Source organism: Yersinia aldovae 670-83 (assembly GCF_000834395.1).
In the GTDB taxonomy this organism is placed as follows: domain Bacteria; phylum Pseudomonadota; class Gammaproteobacteria; order Enterobacterales; family Enterobacteriaceae; genus Yersinia; species Yersinia aldovae.
In genome coordinates this window covers 2,647,915-2,669,514 of the sequence record NZ_CP009781.1, presented here as the reverse complement: position 1 = coordinate 2,669,514, position 21,600 = coordinate 2,647,915, and the positions used below count along the sequence as shown (strand labels likewise).

The window sequence follows — 21,600 nt, the reverse complement described above, 5'->3', positions numbered from 1 at the left end:
TCGCTATAGAGAGGGATAGAAAACACCGGGTAGTTAATCTTTATCTCTTAATAACACCTGACAGGCCAGCAATGCTCCCTGGCTGTCACCGGCCAAAATCGTGTCGACAATATCCTGATGATGTTGCAGTTTAATCACTTCATCACCGGTAATGGCGCGGAAGTAACTGTGATAAACCGAACTGAACAAGTTAGCAAACGAGGTTAAAAACGGATTTCCGCTAGCCTCATAGATCAATTGGTGAAACTGGGCATCTACTTGTATCCATCGTTCACGATTAAAACGGGTATGTAACGCCCGCATCTCTGTCATTAAGGATGCAAGTAGCTCCCGTTGTTGTTCACTGGCTTGTATGGCAGCCAGTGAACACGCCTGGGGTTCGAGTGATGTCCTTAATATAAGGAAGTGTTGCATCACTTGATCGAAGTTTTCACGGTTCATCCACCAGGTCAGTAACTCCTGATCAAGGTAGTTCCAATTTGCTTGCGGCATAACACGGGTACCAATTCGGGGGCGGGGTAATAGCATCCCTTTTGCAGCCAACATCTTGACTGCTTCACGAATAGCAGTACGGCTAACACCGAATTGCTCCCCCAACTCTATCTCACCAGGCAGTATGCTGCCGGCTTCATATTCTCCGACGAGGATTCGCTGACCAATTTTCTCAGCCAGCAGGTAAGAGAGATTTCGCTGTGCGGCCTGTTGTTGGGTATTTAGTTGCATGGTGATTTGTCCTGTCTGTCCTCTTATCTATCTATTTTACTCTACTGTTTAACTCTGGGAGTGAATGTTTAGCTTAATAATTGTTTATAAAATGTCCTTTTACTGCTTTTTTGCTGAAATAAAACACGGTTGAAAAGTTTTTTGAAATTAGGGGTTGCAGGCTGCCAGGAACTCCCTATAATGCGCCTCCACTGACCGGGAACAACGAAACACACTTCGCCGGGTCAGGAAGCGAAAAGAACGATTTTGACTTCGAAAGAAACCAAATAAACTCTTGACTCTTCAGCGGGAAAGCGTATTATCTGCCTCCCGCGTTACCGTAAGATTCGCCGCAAGGCAAGCGGGTAACGAACGCTCTTTAACAATTTATCAGACAATCTGTGTGGGCACTCGCAAGACGATATCGACGCCTGTTTCGGCAGGCAGAAGAAATATCAAAGTCTTGAAGAGTGACCAAAGCAGTACACATTTGAACTTCGGTTCGAATGCATATTTGCAGAAAGTAATCTTTGAGCATCGCTATGTTAACTCATAGCAAATCAAACAAATCTTAAATTGAAGAGTTTGATCATGGCTCAGATTGAACGCTGGCGGCAGGCCTAACACATGCAAGTCGAGCGGCAGCGGGAAGTAGTTTACTACTTTGCCGGCGAGCGGCGGACGGGTGAGTAATGTCTGGGAAACTGCCTGATGGAGGGGGATAACTACTGGAAACGGTAGCTAATACCGCATAACGTCTTCGGACCAAAGTGGGGGACCTTCGGGCCTCACGCCATCGGATGTGCCCAGATGGGATTAGCTAGTAGGTGGGGTAATGGCTCACCTAGGCGACGATCCCTAGCTGGTCTGAGAGGATGACCAGCCACACTGGAACTGAGACACGGTCCAGACTCCTACGGGAGGCAGCAGTGGGGAATATTGCACAATGGGCGCAAGCCTGATGCAGCCATGCCGCGTGTGTGAAGAAGGCCTTCGGGTTGTAAAGCACTTTCAGCGAGGAGGAAGGCAGTCGTGTTAATAGCACGATTGATTGACGTTACTCGCAGAAGAAGCACCGGCTAACTCCGTGCCAGCAGCCGCGGTAATACGGAGGGTGCAAGCGTTAATCGGAATTACTGGGCGTAAAGCGCACGCAGGCGGTTTGTTAAGTCAGATGTGAAATCCCCGCGCTTAACGTGGGAACTGCATTTGAAACTGGCAAGCTAGAGTCTTGTAGAGGGGGGTAGAATTCCAGGTGTAGCGGTGAAATGCGTAGAGATCTGGAGGAATACCGGTGGCGAAGGCGGCCCCCTGGACAAAGACTGACGCTCAGGTGCGAAAGCGTGGGGAGCAAACAGGATTAGATACCCTGGTAGTCCACGCTGTAAACGATGTCGACTTGGAGGTTGTGCCCTTGAGGCGTGGCTTCCGGAGCTAACGCGTTAAGTCGACCGCCTGGGGAGTACGGCCGCAAGGTTAAAACTCAAATGAATTGACGGGGGCCCGCACAAGCGGTGGAGCATGTGGTTTAATTCGATGCAACGCGAAGAACCTTACCTACTCTTGACATCCACGGAATTTAGCAGAGATGCTTTAGTGCCTTCGGGAACCGTGAGACAGGTGCTGCATGGCTGTCGTCAGCTCGTGTTGTGAAATGTTGGGTTAAGTCCCGCAACGAGCGCAACCCTTATCCTTTGTTGCCAGCACGTAATGGTGGGAACTCAAGGGAGACTGCCGGTGACAAACCGGAGGAAGGTGGGGATGACGTCAAGTCATCATGGCCCTTACGAGTAGGGCTACACACGTGCTACAATGGCAGATACAAAGTGAAGCGAACTCGCGAGAGCAAGCGGACCACATAAAGTCTGTCGTAGTCCGGATTGGAGTCTGCAACTCGACTCCATGAAGTCGGAATCGCTAGTAATCGTAGATCAGAATGCTACGGTGAATACGTTCCCGGGCCTTGTACACACCGCCCGTCACACCATGGGAGTGGGTTGCAAAAGAAGTAGGTAGCTTAACCTTCGGGAGGGCGCTTACCACTTTGTGATTCATGACTGGGGTGAAGTCGTAACAAGGTAACCGTAGGGGAACCTGCGGTTGGATCACCTCCTTACCTAACGATACGCATTGCGTAGTGTCCACACAGATTGTCTGATGAATGTAAATGAGCAAGAGCACCTGTTGATAAGGGTGATGATTGTGTAATAAGACCTCGGCATCGAGTTTTTACTGCATCAGTCGTTCGAATGTGTCACCACATTCTCACCTTTACACAAAAATACTGAATCCATGATTCAGTAGCAATTTTTGTGTCCCCATCGTCTAGAGGCCTAGGACACTGCCCTTTCACGGCTGTAACAGGGGTTCGAATCCCCTTGGGGACGCCACTCCGATAATGTGTGAAAGACATTATCAACTGAATATCTTAAAGATGACTTTAACAAGTCGTGTTTAAGATATTGCTCTTTAACAATCTGGAACAAGCTGAAAATTGAAACAATACAGCTGAAACTTATCTCTCCGTAGAGGTACTGAGATAAGGATTACCCTGTATTAGAGTCTCTCAAATAATCGCAATGCCAATGTGTATTCTGATGAAGAGAGTCGCGTGAGCTAAGTGAAGGCAAGGCGTACGGCACAGAGGAAGCGGAGTGAACTGCATGTTCATGAGCATTCCGAGTACCGCACAACGCTGTATTCACGACGCGCAACCGACTTGAACATAAGAAACATTTTTGGGTTGTGAGGTTAAGCGACTAAGCGTACACGGTGGATGCCTAGGCAGTCAGAGGCGATGAAGGGCGTGCTAATCTGCGAAAAGCGTCGGTAAGGTGATATGAACCGTTATAACCGACGATACCCGAATGGGGAAACCCAGTGCAATTCGTTGCACTATTGCATGGTGAATACATAGCCATGCAAGGCGAACCGGGGGAACTGAAACATCTAAGTACCCCGAGGAAAAGAAATCAACCGAGATTCCCCCAGTAGCGGCGAGCGAACGGGGAAGAGCCCAGAGTCTGAATCAGTTCGTGTGTTAGTGGAAGCGTCTGGAAAGTCGCACGGTACAGGGTGATAGTCCCGTACACCAAAACACGCATTCTGTGAACTCGATGAGTAGGGCGGGACACGTGACATCCTGTCTGAATATGGGGGGACCATCCTCCAAGGCTAAATACTCCTGACTGACCGATAGTGAACCAGTACCGTGAGGGAAAGGCGAAAAGAACCCCGGCGAGGGGAGTGAAATAGAACCTGAAACCGTGTACGTACAAGCAGTGGGAGCCTACTAGTTGGGTGACTGCGTACCTTTTGTATAATGGGTCAGCGACTTATATTTTGTAGCAAGGTTAACCGAATAGGGGAGCCGTAGGGAAACCGAGTCTTAACTGGGCGTCTAGTTGCAAGGTATAGACCCGAAACCCGGTGATCTAGCCATGGGCAGGTTGAAGGTTGGGTAACACTAACTGGAGGACCGAACCGACTAATGTTGAAAAATTAGCGGATGACTTGTGGCTGGGGGTGAAAGGCCAATCAAACCGGGAGATAGCTGGTTCTCCCCGAAAGCTATTTAGGTAGCGCCTCGTGAACTCATCTTCGGGGGTAGAGCACTGTTTCGGCTAGGGGGTCATCCCGACTTACCAAACCGATGCAAACTCCGAATACCGAAGAATGTTATCACGGGAGACACACGGCGGGTGCTAACGTCCGTCGTGAAGAGGGAAACAACCCAGACCGCCAGCTAAGGTCCCAAAGTCATGGTTAAGTGGGAAACGATGTGGGAAGGCACAGACAGCCAGGATGTTGGCTTAGAAGCAGCCATCATTTAAAGAAAGCGTAATAGCTCACTGGTCGAGTCGGCCTGCGCGGAAGATGTAACGGGGCTAAACCATGCACCGAAGCTGCGGCAGCGACGCTTAGGCGTTGTTGGGTAGGGGAGCGTTCTGTAAGCCGTTGAAGGTGACCTGTGAGGGTTGCTGGAGGTATCAGAAGTGCGAATGCTGACATAAGTAACGATAATGCGGGTGAAAAACCCGCACGCCGGAAGACCAAGGGTTCCTGTCCAACGTTAATCGGGGCAGGGTGAGTCGACCCCTAAGGCGAGGCCGAAAGGCGTAGTCGATGGGAAACAGGTTAATATTCCTGTACTTGGTGTTACTGCGAAGGGGGGACGGAGAAGGCTAGGCTAGCCGGGCGACGGTTGTCCCGGTTTAAGCATGTAGGCGGAGCGACTTGGTAAATCCGGTTGCTTATCAACGCTGAGGTGTGATGACGAGTCACTACGGTGATGAAGTAGTTGATGCCAAGCTTCCAGGAAAAGCCTCTAAGCATCAGGTAACATTAAATCGTACCCCAAACCGACACAGGTGGTCAGGTAGAGAATACTCAGGCGCTTGAGAGAACTCGGGTGAAGGAACTAGGCAAAATGGTGCCGTAACTTCGGGAGAAGGCACGCTGGCGTTAGGTAATGGGACTTGCTCCCGGCGCCGAAGCCAGTCGCAGATACCAGCTGGCTGCAACTGTTTAATAAAAACACAGCACTGTGCAAACACGAAAGTGGACGTATACGGTGTGACGCCTGCCCGGTGCTGGAAGGTTAATTGATGGGGTCAGCCGCAAGGCGAAGCTCTTGATCGAAGCCCCAGTAAACGGCGGCCGTAACTATAACGGTCCTAAGGTAGCGAAATTCCTTGTCGGGTAAGTTCCGACCTGCACGAATGGCGTAATGATGGCCAGGCTGTCTCCACCCGAGACTCAGTGAAATTGAACTCGCTGTGAAGATGCAGTGTACCCGCGGCAAGACGGAAAGACCCCGTGAACCTTTACTATAGCTTGACACTGAACATTGAGCCTTGATGTGTAGGATAGGTGGGAGGCATTGAAGTGTGGACGCCAGTCTGCATGGAGCCAACCTTGAAATACCACCCTTTAATGTTTGATGTTCTAACTCGGCCCCGTGATCCGGGGTGAGGACAGTGTCTGGTGGGTAGTTTGACTGGGGCGGTCTCCTCCCAAAGAGTAACGGAGGAGCACGAAGGTTAGCTAATCACGGTCGGACATCGTGAGGTTAGTGCAAAGGCATAAGCTAGCTTGACTGCGAGAGTGACGGCTCGAGCAGGTACGAAAGTAGGTCTTAGTGATCCGGTGGTTCTGAATGGAAGGGCCATCGCTCAACGGATAAAAGGTACTCCGGGGATAACAGGCTGATACCGCCCAAGAGTTCATATCGACGGCGGTGTTTGGCACCTCGATGTCGGCTCATCACATCCTGGGGCTGAAGTAGGTCCCAAGGGTATGGCTGTTCGCCATTTAAAGTGGTACGCGAGCTGGGTTTAGAACGTCGTGAGACAGTTCGGTCCCTATCTGCCGTGGGCGTTGGAAGATTGAGAGGGGCTGCTCCTAGTACGAGAGGACCGGAGTGGACGAATCACTGGTGTTCGGGTTGTCATGCCAATGGCATTGCCCGGTAGCTAAATTCGGAAGAGATAACCGCTGAAAGCATCTAAGCGGGAAACTTGCCTCGAGATGAGTCTTCCCTGGGGCTTTAAGCCCCCTGAAGGAACGTTAAAGACTATGACGTTGATAGGCTGGGTGTGTAAGTGCAGCGATGCATTGAGCTAACCAGTACTAATGATCCGTGAGGCTTAACCTTACAACACCAAAGGTGTTTTGTGTTTGAGAGAGATATTTTCAGCGAAGTTCCGAGATTGGATTGGCTGGCTGTGCAGGGAACTGTGTAGCGGGTTAATTGAAACAGAATTTGCCTGGCGGCCATAGCACGGTGGCACCACCTGAACCCATGCCGAACTCAGAAGTGAAACGCCGTAGCGCCGATGGTAGTGTGGGGTCTCCCCATGCGAGAGTAGGACACTGCCAGGCATCAAATCAAGCCAAGACCCCATGCCAAAAGCGTGGGGTTTTTGCTGTGTGCGAAATAAAAAAACGATAGAAATAGTTTTTTTGCGTGGATTTTTATGTGTGAAAAACCAAATAAAAGAGAAGGCTACCCTGGCGGGTGGCCTTTTTTGTTTTATGGCTGTGATGGGTTCATTTGAAGCCAGCTACAAATAAATTCTGCAATTTGTTCAGGTTGATTAATATCTAATTGCTCCACAGTGATATCTATCGGTTTATCACTTGCCAAAGCAATAACATATTTATCAATCAAATCTGCGTAAGGCTTACCTACTGCCTCTCTATAAAGGGCAATTTTATTGATTGGTTCGTGCTTAAAACCCTCAACCAAAATCAGATCGATAGTTGAAGCGTCTAACCTGCTGGCAAGATAGTGAAGATCCAACGGTTTTTGCTCTGGCGTTTCTGTCATTAATGCCCAGCGGTAATCGCTAGCAACCAGGGTTTGGTGTGCACCCGCCTTACGCAACTCATAACTATCCTTACCTGGCGTATCAATATCCATATTGTGATGGGTATGCTTGATGAGGCCGACTCGAATTTGGCGCTGCTGTAATAAGGGGATCAGACTTTTGAGCAGTGTGGTTTTTCCTGTACCGCTATAGGCCGCTATCCCTAATAGCGGTGGTGTTTTACGGCTCATAACTCCCCTCTTTTACTCTGTTCCCATAAGTCACAGTCTGCAGGAGTATTCAGGTTACTGAATTGGTCTTTTTGCCCGCGAAACATTACGGGCTGAGCATTGACTCTCTCCATAAATATCATTAGCTTGCGATCGCCTTTTGCCAAATATTCTGCCAGAAGTGGTTTCAGACTAACATGCATGAGTACCAGTGTAGGGTGTGCCCGCTCACCATCGTAAACATAAGCTGCCAGAGCTTGCTGTTTTCCTTGCCAAAGTTGGGACACTAAATTGTCTGGCAGCGTAGGGACGTCGCAGGGAGCAAAAATAACCCATTCTGTAGCTGAATGGCTTAACCCTGAATGTATGCCTGCCAGTGGGCCGACAAAGCCGGTAATGATGTCGCTGATGACTGGAATGCCACTGTGTTGATAGAGAGCTTGGTTACGATTAGCATTAATCAGTAAATCTTCAACTTGAGGTTTTAGTTTATCGATTACATGTTGATACAGCGGTTTTCCATGAAGATATATTAATCCTTTATCATTTCCGCCCATTCTAGACGAACGGCCTCCCGCAAGAATAACGCCTGTAATATTAGGCCGCATTTCTATCACTCTCCTGTATTAAGCTAGCCTTAGGATTGTATCTTCAAATAGGTAAAGGGATCAGGATTTACTTTTATTGACAATAGGCTCTCTTTCCCTAGGTGAGTATCCCTGTTACTTTACTTGCATATTTTTTGAATAGGATAACGTTGCTATGAAATGTCATCGTGTTAATGAACTGATTGAGCTTTTACATCCAGCCTGGCAGCAAGAACCCGATTTAAATCTGGTACAGTTTTTACAAAAGCTGTCAGATGAGGCTGGTTTTGAAGGTGAATTCTCAGATCTCACGGACGATATTCTTATTTATCATCTGAAAATGCGTGGTTCAGAATCAACAGAAGTGATACCTGGCCTCAAAAAAGATTATGAAGAGGATTTCAAAACAGCACTATTGCGTGCCCGTGGCATTATTAAAGATTAGTCATATTCCTGTCTGCGTAGATAGGGGCTTTAATGATACTATTTCTTATTCCCAGCAAGCCGCTGTCACTTATATAGACTGAATGTTGTTATGAACAGCTCTGCTTTTAATTTTCAGACATTGTCTCCAGACCTGATTATGGATGCCCTTGAAGCGGTTGGGTTACGAGTGGATTCAGGGTTAACTGCGCTTAACAGTTACGAGAACCGCGTCTACCAGTTTATGGATGAAGACCGTAGGCGGTATGTGGTGAAGTTTTATCGCCCTGAGCGTTGGAGCCGCGCGCAAATTGTCGAGGAGCAGCGCTTTTCGCTTGATTTGGCTGAGTCGGAGATTCCCGTCGTCGCCCCATTGCAGTTAAATGGTGAAGCTTTGCATAATCATGGTGGTTTTTTCTTTGCCGTGTTCCCAAGTGTGGGTGGACGGCAGTATGAAATAGATAACCTTGATCAATTGGAGTGGGTCGGTCGCTTTCTCGGCAGAATCCATCAGGTGGGGAGTGATGAGATTTTTATTGCCCGTCCAACGATGGGGGTTGAAGAATATCTGACCGAACCTCGTGAGTTGCTGGCCAATAGTGTATTAGTGCCGGCGAAACAGAAAAATAAATTTCTGGCTGCAACTGATTTGTTGATTGCTACCATTAAACAGTATTGGCACACCGATTGGCAGTCTTTGCGGTTACATGGTGATTGCCACCCCGGTAATATTTTGTGGCGTGACGGGCCAATGTTTGTCGATTTAGATGACGCCAGAAATGGTCCGGCGGTTCAGGATTTATGGATGTTATTACACGGTGAGCGCCGCGAGCAATTAATCCAGTTGGATATCTTGCTGGAAGCTTATGGCGAGTTTGCTGATTTTGATCAGCGTGAGCTTGCACTGATTGAACCTTTACGCGCGATGCGGATGGTTTATTACCTTGCATGGGTCGCCAGGCGTTGGCAGGATCCGGCATTTCCTAAGAGTTTTCCGTGGATGGCGGAGTCTGATTTTTGGTTACAACAGACTGCACTTTTCACTGAACAGGTTAAGCTGTTGCAGGCACCCCCTTTGCAGCTGATGCCAATGTACTAAAGCTAAGATAATGGAGATTTTTATTGTATGAAAAATGTATGGTTAGCGCTTGTTGGCATGGTGATGGCATTCAGTGTCTCTGCCGGACAATTTAAAGATGGCACCCAGTACCAGACGTTAAATAAACCCATCACAGGTGAGCCTCAGGTTTTAGAGTTTTTCTCTTTCTATTGCCCACACTGCTATCAGTTTGAGGAAGTTTATCATGTGCCTCAGGCGGTAAAAAAAGCGTTGCCAGAAGGGACTAAGATGACTCGCTATCATGTTGAGTTCCTGGGGCCGCTAGGTAAGCAGCTGACTCAAGCCTGGGCTGTTGCGATGGCATTGGGTGTTGAGGAAAAAGTGACGCCACTGATGTTTGAAGGCGTACAGAAAACACAAACCATACAAACCCCTGATGATATTCGTAATGTCTTTATCAAGGCGGGTATTAGTGGTGAGGACTATGATTCAGCATTGAATAGCTTTGTGGTTAAATCATTGGTTGTTCAACAAGTAAAAGCGGCTGAAGATCTGCAATTACGTGGCGTTCCAGCGATGTTTGTTAATGGCAAATATATGATTAAAAATGATGGCATGGATACCAGCTCAATGGATGCTTATGTCAAACAGTATGCGGACGTTGTTAAGTTCCTGCTAACTCAGAAATAATGATATGAAAGAGGAGCGGGTTTTTTGCCTGCTCCTCTTTGTCTTATCTTAATCCGTTCCCGATATTTCAATTCACCTATTCTCCTTACTATCAAATCATCATCTTATCTAATGTGACAGTAATGCCTCGTGTGCCGATTAGATATTTATTTCAGAGCTGTTTTTGGTGAAACCATCTATTTAAGTGATAGGTAAATGGCGTTATTTGTGTCGCTAAAATGACAAATAAGAGTCGTGGAAAGTAATAAAAAGGTGGGTGATGTTTTTCTGCCTTAAAGTAAATTTATTAACCTTGTTGTAGTAACTGAATAAGTAATATCCACAAATCAGATAAAGAAATAATGACAAAGAAATAAAGAAACAATAATCGTAACACCATGATTAAACTAATTTAAAATATTGCATTATAGGAAATAACTTAGAAGATATAAATTCTACACGTTTTTACACACAAAGTTATCCACAGGTTAGATCTTAGGGATCTTCATGTAAAATGTTCTCTTTTGCACAAGAATGGACGCTAAGATTCGTCTCTTGGCGTCAGCTATGGCATTCTTAGCGTCAGACCTTGCTGAATAAAGATGAAGAAACTCTATGGCCCAGATTGCAGAAAACCCATTGATCCTTGTTGACGGTTCCTCTTACCTCTACCGCGCTTACCATGCTTTTCCACCACTGACCAACAGCAGTGGCGAGCCAACGGGTGCGATGTATGGCGTATTGAACATGTTGCGCAGTTTACTGCTGCAATATCGTCCAAGCCATGTGGCCGTGGTATTTGATGCTAAAGGCAAAACGTTTCGTGATGAACTTTTCGCTGAATATAAGTCCCATCGCCCACCGATGCCGGATGATTTGCGTGCGCAGATTGAGCCTCTTCATCAAATGGTTAAAGCAATGGGGCTACCTTTATTAGTGGTTTCCGGCGTTGAGGCCGACGACGTTATTGGTACGCTGGCGCAAGAAGCTGAAAAAGCAGGTCATGCGGTATTAATCAGTACCGGTGATAAAGATATGGCGCAATTAGTTACGCTAAATATCACTCTAATCAATACGATGAATAACGCCATTTTGGGGCCGCAGGAAGTGTGCGATAAATATGGCGTTCCTCCTGAACTGATTATTGATTTTCTCGCCTTGATGGGGGACTCATCCGATAATATTCCGGGTGTTCCGGGGGTCGGTGAAAAGACAGCTCAGGCTTTATTACAAGGTTTGGGTGGGCTGGATACGTTGTTCAGTAATTTAGATAAAATATCTACATTGACATTCCGTGGCGCTAAAACGATGTCCGCTAAATTGGAGCAGAATAAAGATGTGGCTTATCTCTCCTACCAATTAGCAACCATCAAAACGGATGTTGAACTGGATATTACCTGTGACCAGCTAACGGTTTCATCACCCGATGATGAGCAACTGCTTCAGTTATTTAGCCGTTATGAATTCAAACGCTGGTTAGTGGATGTGGAAGCCGGTAAGTGGCTGGACGGCAAAAAGGAGCGGCCAACGGGCCAAACCAGCAATAAGTCGTTTGTTGCTGCGGAATCTGCCCCTGCGGTGGAAGTGACAGCGGTGTTATCACAAGAGAACTACCACACTATTTTGGATGAAAAGTCCTTAATGGAGTGGATTGAGCGGCTTAAAAAAGCAGAGGTTTTCGCTTTTGATACTGAAACTGACGGTCTTGACACCCTCAGCAGCAATTTGATTGGTATGTCATTTGCTGTTGCACCAGGTGAGGCGGCTTATTTGCCATTGGCTCATGATTATCTGGATGCGCCAGCACAAGTTGATAGAGACTGGGTTTTAGCCACCTTAAAACCTCTGTTGGAAAATGAGAAAGCCTTAAAAGTCGGGCAGAACCTCAAGTTTGATCAAAGTATGTTGGCACGTTATGGCATTGAGCTGCGCGGTATCGCTTTCGATACCATGTTGGAGTCTTATGTTTTAGACAGTGTTGCTGGCCGCCATGATATGGACAGCCTTGCTGAACGTTACCTCAACCATAAAACCATTACTTTTGAAGAGATCGCCGGTAAAGGCAAAAACCAGCTAACCTTCAATCAGATAGCCTTAGAACAAGCTGGCCCGTATGCCGCAGAAGACGCGGACGTTACGCTTCAATTGCATCTGGTATTGTGGCCGAAATTACAGCAGAGTGAAGGGCTGAAGCGGGTATTTCAGGAAATCGAAATGCCGCTGTTACCAATATTGTCGCGTATCGAGCGAACTGGTGTATTGATTGACCAGAATATATTGGCTGCACATTCAAAAGAGCTGACTATCCGCCTGGATGAGTTAGAAAAGCAAGCTCATGAATTGGCTGAAGAGCCATTCAATCTCGCCTCGCCAAAGCAGTTACAGGTCATTTTGTATGAAAAACAAAAACTGCCTATTTTGAAAAAAACCCCAGGTGGTGCGGCTTCAACCAACGAAGAAGTGCTGGCTGAGCTGGCGCTGGATTACCCTTTACCGAAAGTGATTCTTGAATATCGCGGTTTGGCTAAACTGAAAAGTACCTATACCGACAAGCTACCGCTGATGATTAACCCGGTTTCAGGGCGAGTCCATACCTCGTATCATCAGGCAGTTACTGCTACCGGGCGTTTATCTTCCCGAGATCCTAACCTGCAAAATATTCCTGTACGTAATGAAGAAGGGCGTCGTATTCGTCAGGCTTTTATTGCGCCCAAAGGTTATCGCATTATGGCGGCTGACTATTCGCAGATTGAACTGCGTATCATGGCGCACCTGTCGCAGGATAAAGGGTTATTGGCGGCATTTGCCGCTGGCAAGGATATCCACCGCGCAACTGCGGCTGAAGTCTTCGGGATGCCGTTAGAGAGTGTGACCAACGAACAGCGTCGCAGTGCTAAAGCGATTAACTTTGGCCTAATTTATGGCATGAGTGCATTTGGTTTGGCGCGGCAGTTGAATATCCCGCGTGGCGAAGCACAGCGCTATATGGATCTCTACTTTGAACGCTATCCGGGGGTGCTGGAATATATGGAGCGCACGCGCAAGCAAGCTGCTGAGCAGGGTTATGTCACCACCCTGGATGGTCGCCGCCTCTATCTGCCTGATATTCACTCACGAAATGCTAACCGCCGCAAAGCCGCTGAGCGCGAAGCGATAAATGCCCCGATGCAAGGGACGGCTGCTGATATTATCAAGCGAGCGATGATTGCAGTCGATGCCTGGTTACAACAGGAACCGGAGCCGTTGGTGCGGGTTATCATGCAGGTACACGATGAACTGGTATTTGAAGTTCATGAAAGTGTGGTGGAAAGCGCTGAACAGAAAATCCGTGATTTGATGGAGCAGAGTATGCAATTGGCGGTGCCATTGAAGGTAGATGTTGGCGTTGGTACCAACTGGGATCAAGCTCACTAGTTGTATGGGTAAGTGGTGATTATTAAAGCATTTTATGTAATTAAGCTACATTTTGACGCGATATTGGTGGGAAGGTGGGCGCTGAATCGTGACAAGTAGTGTAACTATACAACAAAAAATTCTTTTGCCCTGCGAAAAAATGATGTAAAGTTACAGACGTAGGGTACAGAGGTAAGATGTTCTATCTTTCAAACCTTTTACTTCACGTAATCGGATTTGGCTATATATTAGCCGCCCCAGTCATTTATTGACTGGGGCGTTTTTTATTGGGCTTTTGCGGGCAAGATATGCGTGAGACAGCCCTTGCGGGCTGCTGATTACAATGAACTACTCGCCTTCGTCGTCATGCTCATCAGCCATGACTTCCGGTGGGATCTCGCTAAACCAGGTATCCAGTTTTTCTCGCAATTTATCGACACCAATCTTTTTCGGTGATGAGAATGCTTCCACCTGAATATCGCCCATAAAGGGAATAATGGCTTCTCGCACCATGTTCAATTGTGCCTTGCGGGCACCAGAGGCCAGCTTATCGGCTTTGGTCAGTAAGAGAAGAACCGGCGTGCCAACAGCGACCGCCCAGGTAATCATCTGCTGGTCTAAATCTTTCAGCGGATGGCGAATATCCATCAACACAACCAGACCTTTCAGGCAGTTACGCTTTTGCAGATACTCACCCAAGGCACGCTGCCACTTGAGTTTCATCTCTTCCGGAACTTCGGCATAACCGTATCCTGGTAAGTCGACCAGACGGATACCATCAACCACTTCAAATAAGTTGATCAGCTGAGTACGGCCAGGTGTCTTACTGGTTCTGGCCAGACCTTTCTGGTTAGTTAACGTATTGAGTGCGCTAGATTTACCGGCGTTTGAACGGCCAGCGAATGCCACCTCAATACCTTCATCGCGTGGCAAATGACGGATGTCCGGAGCACTGATGACGAAGTGGGTCATGTGATAGTTATAGTTTCTGATAGTCAAAATTTGTCGTCTCCGTGAGAGATAGCTTACATCCGGCGATTATAACTGCATCAGGGTCAAAAAAGGGGGTTTATCTTTTCGCGAATTTTTGATGGCTTTTCTACGTCAAATTACAGTTTTGTGAGTTGGCGGTCATTGTAGAGCAAAGGAATGTCCTATTATTGAATAATTGTTAAGGAAAGCTTTATATAATTTAGTTGTTATTATTAACCCTTATTGTTGTTTTTTGTTTTATTTTTTAAATAAAAACAACATGATATGCAGGTTGCTATCAGTGCGGGATGTGCTGGCAAGGAGCGCTATCACTTAGGATGAGGGGCTTATGCTTAAGAAGCGTGATGGATTACGATGAGTCAGGGACAACGGTCGGAGTGCTGTGCGAATCGCCTTCAGGGTAGGAGGGATGGCAAGGATGACGTATTGCAGGAGGGAGAAACCAGGATGTTACGTAAGTGCAGGGAGTGCGCTGTAAGGATATCCTTCCGCAGAAGGTGCGAAAAAAGGCGACAGGTTAATCTGCCGCCTTTTTTCTTTCTCTTCTTTCTGCTAGATTCCGGCCCAATCCTATACTCAAAAAATTTCAAGATGCAGAACGGCGGCAAGCGAGAGAAAAATCCTGCCAGGAGCAGAGATTTGAACGCTGCTTGTGGCGACCTCGTAGAGGTATCGCCAACACATCTGCAACTTGAAAGATGACAGGTATATACTAAATCCGATCCCACACTCATTTACCCATTTAAGAGCACAGGTTATGAAGCAGCCAAACAAAGCACCACACGCCAATATTGCGGCCCCGAAGAAAGGTACCGCGACACCAAAGCGTATTAAAAAGACCCGTGTAGAGCTTGATATTGAAGCCCGTGAGCGTAAACGTCAGAAGAAACACAGTGGTAATCGCTCAGGTGCCAGAACTAACGTCGATGAGAGTAATAAGAAGGGCCAGAACCAGACTCAAGAAAAAGATCCACGTATTGGTAGTAAAGTGCCTGTACCACTGGTGGTTGAGAGTAAGGTTAAAGCTAAGCCAACCCCTAAGCCGGTAGCTAAAGTTGAAGCCAAGCCACGTCTGACACCGGAAGAAGAGTTGTCCAAGCTAGAAAACGATGAGCGTCTGGATGCATTGCTGGATAAGCTTGATAATGACGAAGTCTTGAGCAAAGAAGATCAGGCGTATGTTGATTCGACATTGGATCGTATTGATACCCTGATGGAGAAATTGGGTATTGAGTTGGGCGACGATGAAGACGACGAAAAGCCAGAAGAGAAACAGGAAGATATCTTACAGTTACTGAAACGCGGTAATCCAAAAGACGCATTCTAAGTTATGGATTGGGTGATCCCGATAATAGCCTTACTACTTACATGTTATCTAGTGTGGTTATTGGGTAAACTATGGCGGCTGTCGCAACGGAAATCACGGTTGCGCGGTGCTACTGCGGCCAGACAACGAAAACTTCTGCCCTTTCACCGGCCGGGTAGGCGAAAAAATCGGAAGGAATGAGTATGTCTGAGCACGCTATGTCTGAAAACGCGATAGTTTGGGATCTGTCCCTGATTCAAAAGTATAATTATTCAGGGCCGCGTTACACTTCGTATCCAACAGCCCTTGAATTTAGTGAAAATTACAACGAAACCGCTTTTCAGCAGGCGGTGAAGCGCTACCCGCAGCGGCCATTGTCGCTGTATGTGCATATCCCGTTTTGCCATAAGCTTTGCTACTTCTGTGGCTGTAATAAGCTGGTGACGCGTCAGCAACATAAAGCAGATGAATATCTGGCGGTTCTGGAAAAAGAGATCCGTCAGCGTGCGGCATTATTTGTCGGGCGTCAGGTCAGCCAGATGCACTGGGGTGGCGGTACGCCCACCTATCTGAATAAAACACAAATTACTCATTTGATGAATCTGCTGCGTGAGAACTTTGATTTTCTGCCCGGTGCGGAGCAGTCAATTGAGGTCGATCCGCGTGAAATTGAGCTGGATGTGCTGGATCATCTACGTGCTGAAGGGTTTAACCGCCTGAGCATGGGAGTGCAGGATTTCAATAAAGAGGTCCAGCGCTTGGTGAATCGCGAGCAGGATGAAGACTTTATCTTCGCCTTAATTGCGCGCGCCAAAGCCCTTGGCTTTAATTCAACTAATATTGATTTGATTTATGGGTTGCCAAAGCAGACGCCAGAGAGCTTTGCTTTTACCCTAAAGCGGGTAGCCGAGTTAAATCCTGATCGCCTGAGCGTGTTTAATTACGCCCATTTGCCAAGTTTGTTTGCCGCTCAACGTAAAATTAAAGATGCGGATCTGCCGAGCGCCGAACAGCGGCTGGATATTTTGCAGCACACCATCAGCTTCTTAACCGAATCCGGCTATCAGTTTATCGGGATGGATCACTTCGCTCGGCCAGATGATGAGCTAGCTGTTGCCCAGCGGGAAGGGAAATTACACCGTAATTTCCAAGGCTATACCACGCAGGGCGAGAGCGATCTGCTCGGTTTAGGTGTTTCTGCTATCAGTATGTTGGGTGACAGTTACGCGCAGAATGAAAAAGATCTGAAAACCTACTATACCTGCGTGGAACAACGTGGCAATGCGTTGTGGCGTGGCCTGGCGATGACCGAAGATGATTGCCTGCGCCGTGACGTGATTAAAACGCTGATTTGTAATTTCCAAATCAGTTATCAGCCGGTTGAACAGCAGTATGGCATTCGTTTCGCAGACTATTTTGTTGAAGATTTTGCGCTGTTAGCGCCATTCGAACAAGACGGGCTGGTGGTGCGGGATGATAAGGGCATTCGGGTGACACCGCGTGGGCGCTTACTCATTCGTAATATTTGTATGTGTTTTGATATCTATTTACGTAAGCAGGCGCGTAAGCAGCAATTTTCCCGCGTGATCTGATAATGCTCCCCTCAGTGGTGATAATTGCCGTGAGGGGAATTCTAATGTCAGAATTACTCCATTCCCAACTCTTTTAGCTTTCGTGTCAACGTGTTCCGGCCCCAACCTAACAAGCGCGCAGCTTCCTGCTTATGGCCCTGAGTATGGCGTAATGCGGTGGTTAGCAGCGTGCGCTCCATCTCTGGCTGGGCTTCAGACAACAAATCCTGGTGACCCGACCGTAATGCGTGATCCGCCCATTGTGCCAACAGTGTGGCCCAACTGTCTGGTGTGCGTTGGCCAGCAACCTCTGGGGCACTGGTTTCAAACAGTTCGGAAGGCAGATCCTGCACCAGCACTTCCTGACCGGCGGCCATCACGGTTAGCCAGCGGCAGGTATTTTCCAACTGGCGCACGTTACCCTGCCAGGGCAGGCGGGTGAGTGCGACTTCAGTGTCAGGATGCAGGATTTTGGCCTCCACCCCCAGCTCTTTGGCGGCCACTTGCAAGAAGTAACGCGCCAGACGCGGAATATCTTCACGGCGTTCACGCAGTGGCGGCAAATGCACCCGAATCACATTCAGACGATGGAATAAATCCTCGCGGAATTTCCCCTCCTGAACCCGAAGCTCCAGATTCTGGTGGGTAGCGGCAATGATGCGCACATCCACCTTGACTGGCGCATAACCGCCAACCCGATAAAACTGCCCATCAGCCAGTACACGCAACAGCCGGGTTTGTACATCTAGCGGCATATCGCCGATTTCATCCAAAAACAGTGTGCCGCCGTCAGCTTGTTCAAAGCGGCCCTGACGCACCTGATTGGCACCGGTAAACGCCCCTTTTTCATGGCCGAACAGCTCAGATTCAATCAAATCTTTTGGAATCGCCGCCATATTCAGCGCGATAAACGGCGCTTTGGTTCGCGGGCTATGGCGATGTAAGGCATGTGCGACCAACTCTTTACCCGTGCCTGATTCGCCGTTAATCAGCACGCTGATAGAGGAGCGCGACAAGCGGCCAATGATGCGGAATACATCCTGCATTGCCGGTGCTTCGCCGATGATATCCGCAGTTGGGCCGCTGGCCGGTTGTGTGCGTGCCGGTTGCTGTTGTTCCTGATAATGACTGATAGCCCGCTCAACCAGCGCGACCGCTTCGTCAATATCAAAAGGTTTAGGCAGATAATCAAACGCCCCTTGTTGATAGGCGCTGACCGCAGCATCCAAATCAGAATGGGCGGTCATTATGATGACCGGGAGCATCGGATGGCGCTGTTTGATCTGCTTGAGCAGGGCTAATCCATCCATGCCAGGCATACGAATATCGGATAACAATACATCCGGCGTTTGCGTCGCCAGTGCATCCAACACCTGATTACCACTGTCGAATGTTGTACAGTTCAGGCCCGCTCCAGTCAGTGCGCGTTCAAGCACCCAGCGGATGGAGCTATCGTCATCGACGATCCAGACTATCCCTCGTTGCATAGAAACCTCACTGGCGAATAGGCAGGTAGACCGAGAATTCGGTGTGTCCTGGCCAACTGTTAAATTCAATTTTACCCGAATGCTGATCGATAAGACTGCGGGCAATCGACAGGCCAAGGCCGGTGCCACCTTCGCGACCACTGACCATCGGATAGAACACGGTATCTTGTAATTGCGTCGGTACACCAGGGCCGTTATCTTCAATATCGATGCGGGCGCTCAAACGGTAGCGCAGACCGTGCAGTGTTATCTGAAAAGCAGTACGGGTACGCAGTGTAATGGTGCCGCCAGCGTCACCCAGAGCCTGTAATGCATTGCGGGTGATATTGAGCAGCACTTGTTCAATTTGGTCGGGGTCGTGCGCCAGCTCTGGTAGGCTGGGGTCGTAATCACGGATTAATATCACGTTATCTGGTTTTTCCAGCGAGACTAACTGACAAACCCGCTCCGCCACCTGATGAATACTTTGCGTAACATGCTGGCCGGGGCGCTGTGGCCCTAACAGGCGATCAACCAGATTCCGCAGGCGATCGGCTTGCTCGATGATCACTTTGGTATATTCCAGCAATGCCGGATCAGGCAGTGCTTTTGACAATAATTGTGCCGCACCACGCAGGCCGCCAAGCGGGTTTTTAATCTCATGAGCCAGCCCTCGCACCAAGTCACGCGCGGCAACTTGCTGAGCATGTTGCAACTGCTCTTGGCTTAATCGGCGTTGATTATCCATCGGTGCCATTTCCATCAGCACAAACCCCTCCGGCAGTGACTGCGCCGTCAGAGAGAGAATATGTGCGCGACCATCAACGACTAATGTCACTTCATTATCGGTAAAACCTTGCCCCGCAATCAGGCTTTCCCGCATTAAGTCGATATTGAGGGAAAAATAACCTAATAAATCGGGCAGTGGTGTACCAAAAAGTTTACGGGAACTTTGCGCCAGAAGTTGCTGCGCAGCGGGATTGGCATAATGTATAGCCAAATCATCATCTAATAGAAGAATACTATTGATGAGAGAATTAAGTATCTGCCCAGCATCGGGCAGCGTGCCTGTTGCCATTACGCAGACTCCTGCACATGTTTGGTGCAATTATACCCTTTTTACTTGAATTATTTAGGGCACATACTTGTGGGCATATCCTAATCGGTTCAGTTGTAACTGAGCCAGAGGAATGATGACGAAAACGAAATATGGGGAAAAAAGCCCATCCGGAGATGGGCCAAAAGTTTCCACGGCAACAACCCGTCATCTTTCAAGTTGTAGGTGTGTTGGCTGCTTTTACTCACCCTGCGGGTCAGCGCTTACCGCCTTCCTACACCTTGAAATCTATTGGGTAAAATACAATTAAACGCTGTAGTACAGTTCGAACTCAACTGGGTGCGGAGTCATACGAACGCGGTCCATCTCTTCTTTACGCAGTTCGATATAAGCATCGATAGCGTCGTCGGTGAACACGCCACCACGGGTCAGGAACTCGCGATCTTCGTTCAACGCAGCCATTGCTTCGTCCAGTGAACCTGCAACTTTTGGAATTTCAGCTTCTTCTTCCGGTGGCAAGTCATACAGGTTTTTGTCCATCGCATCACCTGGGTGAATCTTGTTGATGATGCCATCAAGGCCAGCCATCAGCAGTGCGGCGAAGCACAGGTATGGGTTAGCCGCAGGGTCTGGGAAGCGCGCTTCAATACGACGCGCTTTCGGGCTGGAAACCACAGGGATACGGATAGAAGCGGAACGGTTACGGGCAGAATAAGCCAGCATGACCGGTGCTTCATAACCTGGGACCAAACGCTTGTAGGAGTTGGTGGTTGGGTTGGCTAAGGCATTGATTGCTTTAGCATGTTTGATGATGCCACCGATGTAGAACAGTGCCATTTCAGACAGGCCAGCGTATTTATCGCCGGCGAACAAGTTAGTGCCATTTTTGGACAAAGACATATGGCAGTGCATACCTGAACCGTTATCGCCAAACATCGGTTTTGGCATGAAAGTCGCCGTTTTACCGAATGCGTGTGCCACGTTGTGCACTACATATTTGTAAATCTGAATTTCATCGGCTTTTTTGGTCATGGTATTGAAGCGAGTAGCCACTTCGTTCTGACCGGCGGTTGCCACTTCGTGGTGATGCGCTTCGACGACCAGGCCCATTTCTTCCATGGTCAGACACATGGTAGAACGCAAGTCCTGTGAAGAATCGACCGGAGGAACCGGGAAGTAGCCGCCTTTCACTGCGGGACGGTGGCCTTTATTGCCGCCTTCGTATTTGGTGCTGGAGTTCCATGCGCCTTCGATATCATCGATAGAGACGTGGGAGCCACGGATGCTGCTACCAAAACGAACATCGTCAAACAGGAAGAATTCTGGTTCTGGCCCGAACAGCACGGTATCTGCGATACCGGATGATTTCAGGAAGTCTTCGGCGCGCTTGGAGATAGAACGCGGGTCGCGGTCATAACCCTGCATGGTGCCTGGCTCCAGAATATCACAACGGATAATCAGGGTCGCATCTTCGAAGAACGGGTCCATAACCGTGGTGCTGGCGTCTGGCATCAGTACCATGTCGGACTCGTTAATGCCTTTCCAGCCACCAATCGAGGAGCCATCAAACATTTTGCCTTCTTCAAAGAAGTCAGCGTTGACCTGATGAGCAGGAATAGTGATGTGCTGTTCTTTCCCTTTGGTATCGGTAAAGCGCAAATCAACAAATTTCACTTCATGCTCGTTCAGCATCGTCAAAACATGTTCAGCGGACATACTTATATCTCCTGGATTTGTCATAGTCGTCGTGGAACGATTATCGTTAGGGTGTTCGGTTATCTTTTTATTCAAGCTAACGCTCATGCTGATTTTTCATGGGCGTTATTCATGCT

The 21,600-nt window shown here is 48.2% G+C and carries 13 protein-coding genes, 1 tRNA gene and 3 rRNA genes; 10 read left to right on the top strand and 7 right to left on the bottom strand.

Going from position 1 to position 21,600, the window contains the following annotated elements:
- Positions 1-33 precede the first annotated feature (33 nt).
- On the bottom strand, positions 34-723 hold the full coding sequence (locus AT01_RS12155; protein WP_042547332.1) for a FadR/GntR family transcriptional regulator: 690 nt from the start codon (positions 721-723) through the stop codon (positions 34-36).
- Positions 724-1,275: 552 nt separating this feature from the next.
- On the opposite strand from AT01_RS12155, the gene AT01_RS12150 reads away from it, so the two are divergent.
- The 4 genes from AT01_RS12150 to rrf all read left to right on the top strand — a co-directional run bounded on the left by AT01_RS12150 (position 1,276) and on the right by rrf (position 6,585).
- Positions 1,276-2,818 (top strand): 16S ribosomal RNA (locus AT01_RS12150).
- Positions 2,819-3,016: 198 nt separating this feature from the next.
- Positions 3,017-3,092: transfer RNA gene (locus AT01_RS12145), tRNA-Glu, on the top strand.
- Positions 3,093-3,451: 359 nt separating this feature from the next.
- Positions 3,452-6,358, top strand: a 23S ribosomal RNA gene (locus AT01_RS12140).
- 111 nt (positions 6,359-6,469) lie between these two features.
- Positions 6,470-6,585: ribosomal RNA gene (rrf, locus tag AT01_RS12135) — 5S ribosomal RNA — on the top strand.
- Together the 16S, 23S and 5S rRNA genes with 1 tRNA gene alongside form the textbook arrangement of a ribosomal RNA operon.
- Positions 6,586-6,736: 151 nt before the next feature.
- On the opposite strand, the gene mobB is transcribed toward rrf, so the two are convergent.
- Both mobB and mobA read right to left on the bottom strand, forming a co-directional pair.
- Positions 6,737-7,264 carry a molybdopterin-guanine dinucleotide biosynthesis protein MobB gene (gene mobB, locus AT01_RS12130; RefSeq protein ID WP_042547331.1) on the bottom strand — a complete coding sequence of 176 codons (528 nt, stop codon included), beginning with the start codon at positions 7,262-7,264 and terminating at the stop codon, positions 6,737-6,739.
- Positions 7,261-7,851, bottom strand: coding sequence for a molybdenum cofactor guanylyltransferase MobA (mobA, locus tag AT01_RS12125; protein WP_042547330.1), 591 nt, complete (start codon positions 7,849-7,851; stop codon positions 7,261-7,263). Before mobA ends, mobB begins: the two co-directional genes overlap by 4 nt.
- Before the next feature lie 154 nt (positions 7,852-8,005).
- On the opposite strand from mobA, the gene AT01_RS12120 reads away from it, so the two are divergent.
- The 4 genes from AT01_RS12120 (at position 8,006) to polA (ending at position 13,396) form a co-directional block, all read left to right on the top strand.
- The gene (locus AT01_RS12120; protein ID WP_004704220.1) at positions 8,006-8,275 is read left to right on the top strand and encodes a YihD family protein; all 270 of its coding nucleotides are present in this window, start codon (positions 8,006-8,008) and stop codon (positions 8,273-8,275) included.
- 90 nt (positions 8,276-8,365) lie between these two features.
- Positions 8,366-9,352 carry a serine/threonine protein kinase gene (locus AT01_RS12115; protein WP_042547329.1) on the top strand — a complete coding sequence of 329 codons (987 nt, stop codon included), beginning with the start codon at positions 8,366-8,368 and terminating at the stop codon, positions 9,350-9,352.
- Between the two features lie 27 nt (positions 9,353-9,379).
- On the top strand, positions 9,380-10,003 hold the full coding sequence (dsbA, locus tag AT01_RS12110) for a thiol:disulfide interchange protein DsbA (RefSeq protein ID WP_004704218.1): 624 nt from the start codon (positions 9,380-9,382) through the stop codon (positions 10,001-10,003).
- Between the two features lie 594 nt (positions 10,004-10,597).
- Positions 10,598-13,396 (top strand): DNA polymerase I, encoded by a 2,799-nt coding sequence (gene polA / locus AT01_RS12105; RefSeq protein WP_042547328.1) that lies wholly within the window; start codon positions 10,598-10,600, stop codon positions 13,394-13,396.
- A 327-nt stretch (positions 13,397-13,723) separates the two neighbouring features.
- Here the strand turns inward: polA and yihA are convergent, their stop codons facing one another.
- Positions 13,724-14,374 carry a ribosome biogenesis GTP-binding protein YihA/YsxC gene (gene yihA, locus AT01_RS12100; protein ID WP_042547327.1) on the bottom strand — a complete coding sequence of 217 codons (651 nt, stop codon included), beginning with the start codon at positions 14,372-14,374 and terminating at the stop codon, positions 13,724-13,726.
- Between the two features lie 751 nt (positions 14,375-15,125).
- Here yihA and yihI point away from each other — a divergent pair.
- Both yihI and hemN read left to right on the top strand, forming a co-directional pair.
- Positions 15,126-15,695, top strand: coding sequence for a Der GTPase-activating protein YihI (yihI, locus tag AT01_RS12090; protein ID WP_042547325.1), 570 nt, complete (start codon positions 15,126-15,128; stop codon positions 15,693-15,695).
- A 197-nt stretch (positions 15,696-15,892) separates the two neighbouring features.
- Positions 15,893-17,266, top strand: a complete 1,374-nt coding sequence (gene hemN, locus AT01_RS12085; RefSeq protein WP_042548608.1) for an oxygen-independent coproporphyrinogen III oxidase — start codon at positions 15,893-15,895, stop codon at positions 17,264-17,266.
- Positions 17,267-17,319: 53 nt separating this feature from the next.
- Here hemN and glnG read toward each other — a convergent pair whose 3' ends face one another.
- The 3 genes from glnG to glnA form a co-directional block, all read right to left on the bottom strand.
- On the bottom strand, positions 17,320-18,732 hold the full coding sequence (gene glnG, locus AT01_RS12080) for a nitrogen regulation protein NR(I) (RefSeq protein ID WP_042547324.1): 1,413 nt from the start codon (positions 18,730-18,732) through the stop codon (positions 17,320-17,322).
- Between the two features lie 7 nt (positions 18,733-18,739).
- Positions 18,740-19,789 (bottom strand): nitrogen regulation protein NR(II), encoded by a 1,050-nt coding sequence (glnL, locus tag AT01_RS12075; RefSeq protein WP_042547323.1) that lies wholly within the window; start codon positions 19,787-19,789, stop codon positions 18,740-18,742.
- Between the two features lie 285 nt (positions 19,790-20,074).
- Entirely contained in the window at positions 20,075-21,484 is a 1,410-nt protein-coding gene (gene glnA / locus AT01_RS12070) for a glutamate--ammonia ligase (protein WP_042547322.1), read from the bottom strand.
- Positions 21,485-21,600 lie beyond the last annotated feature (116 nt).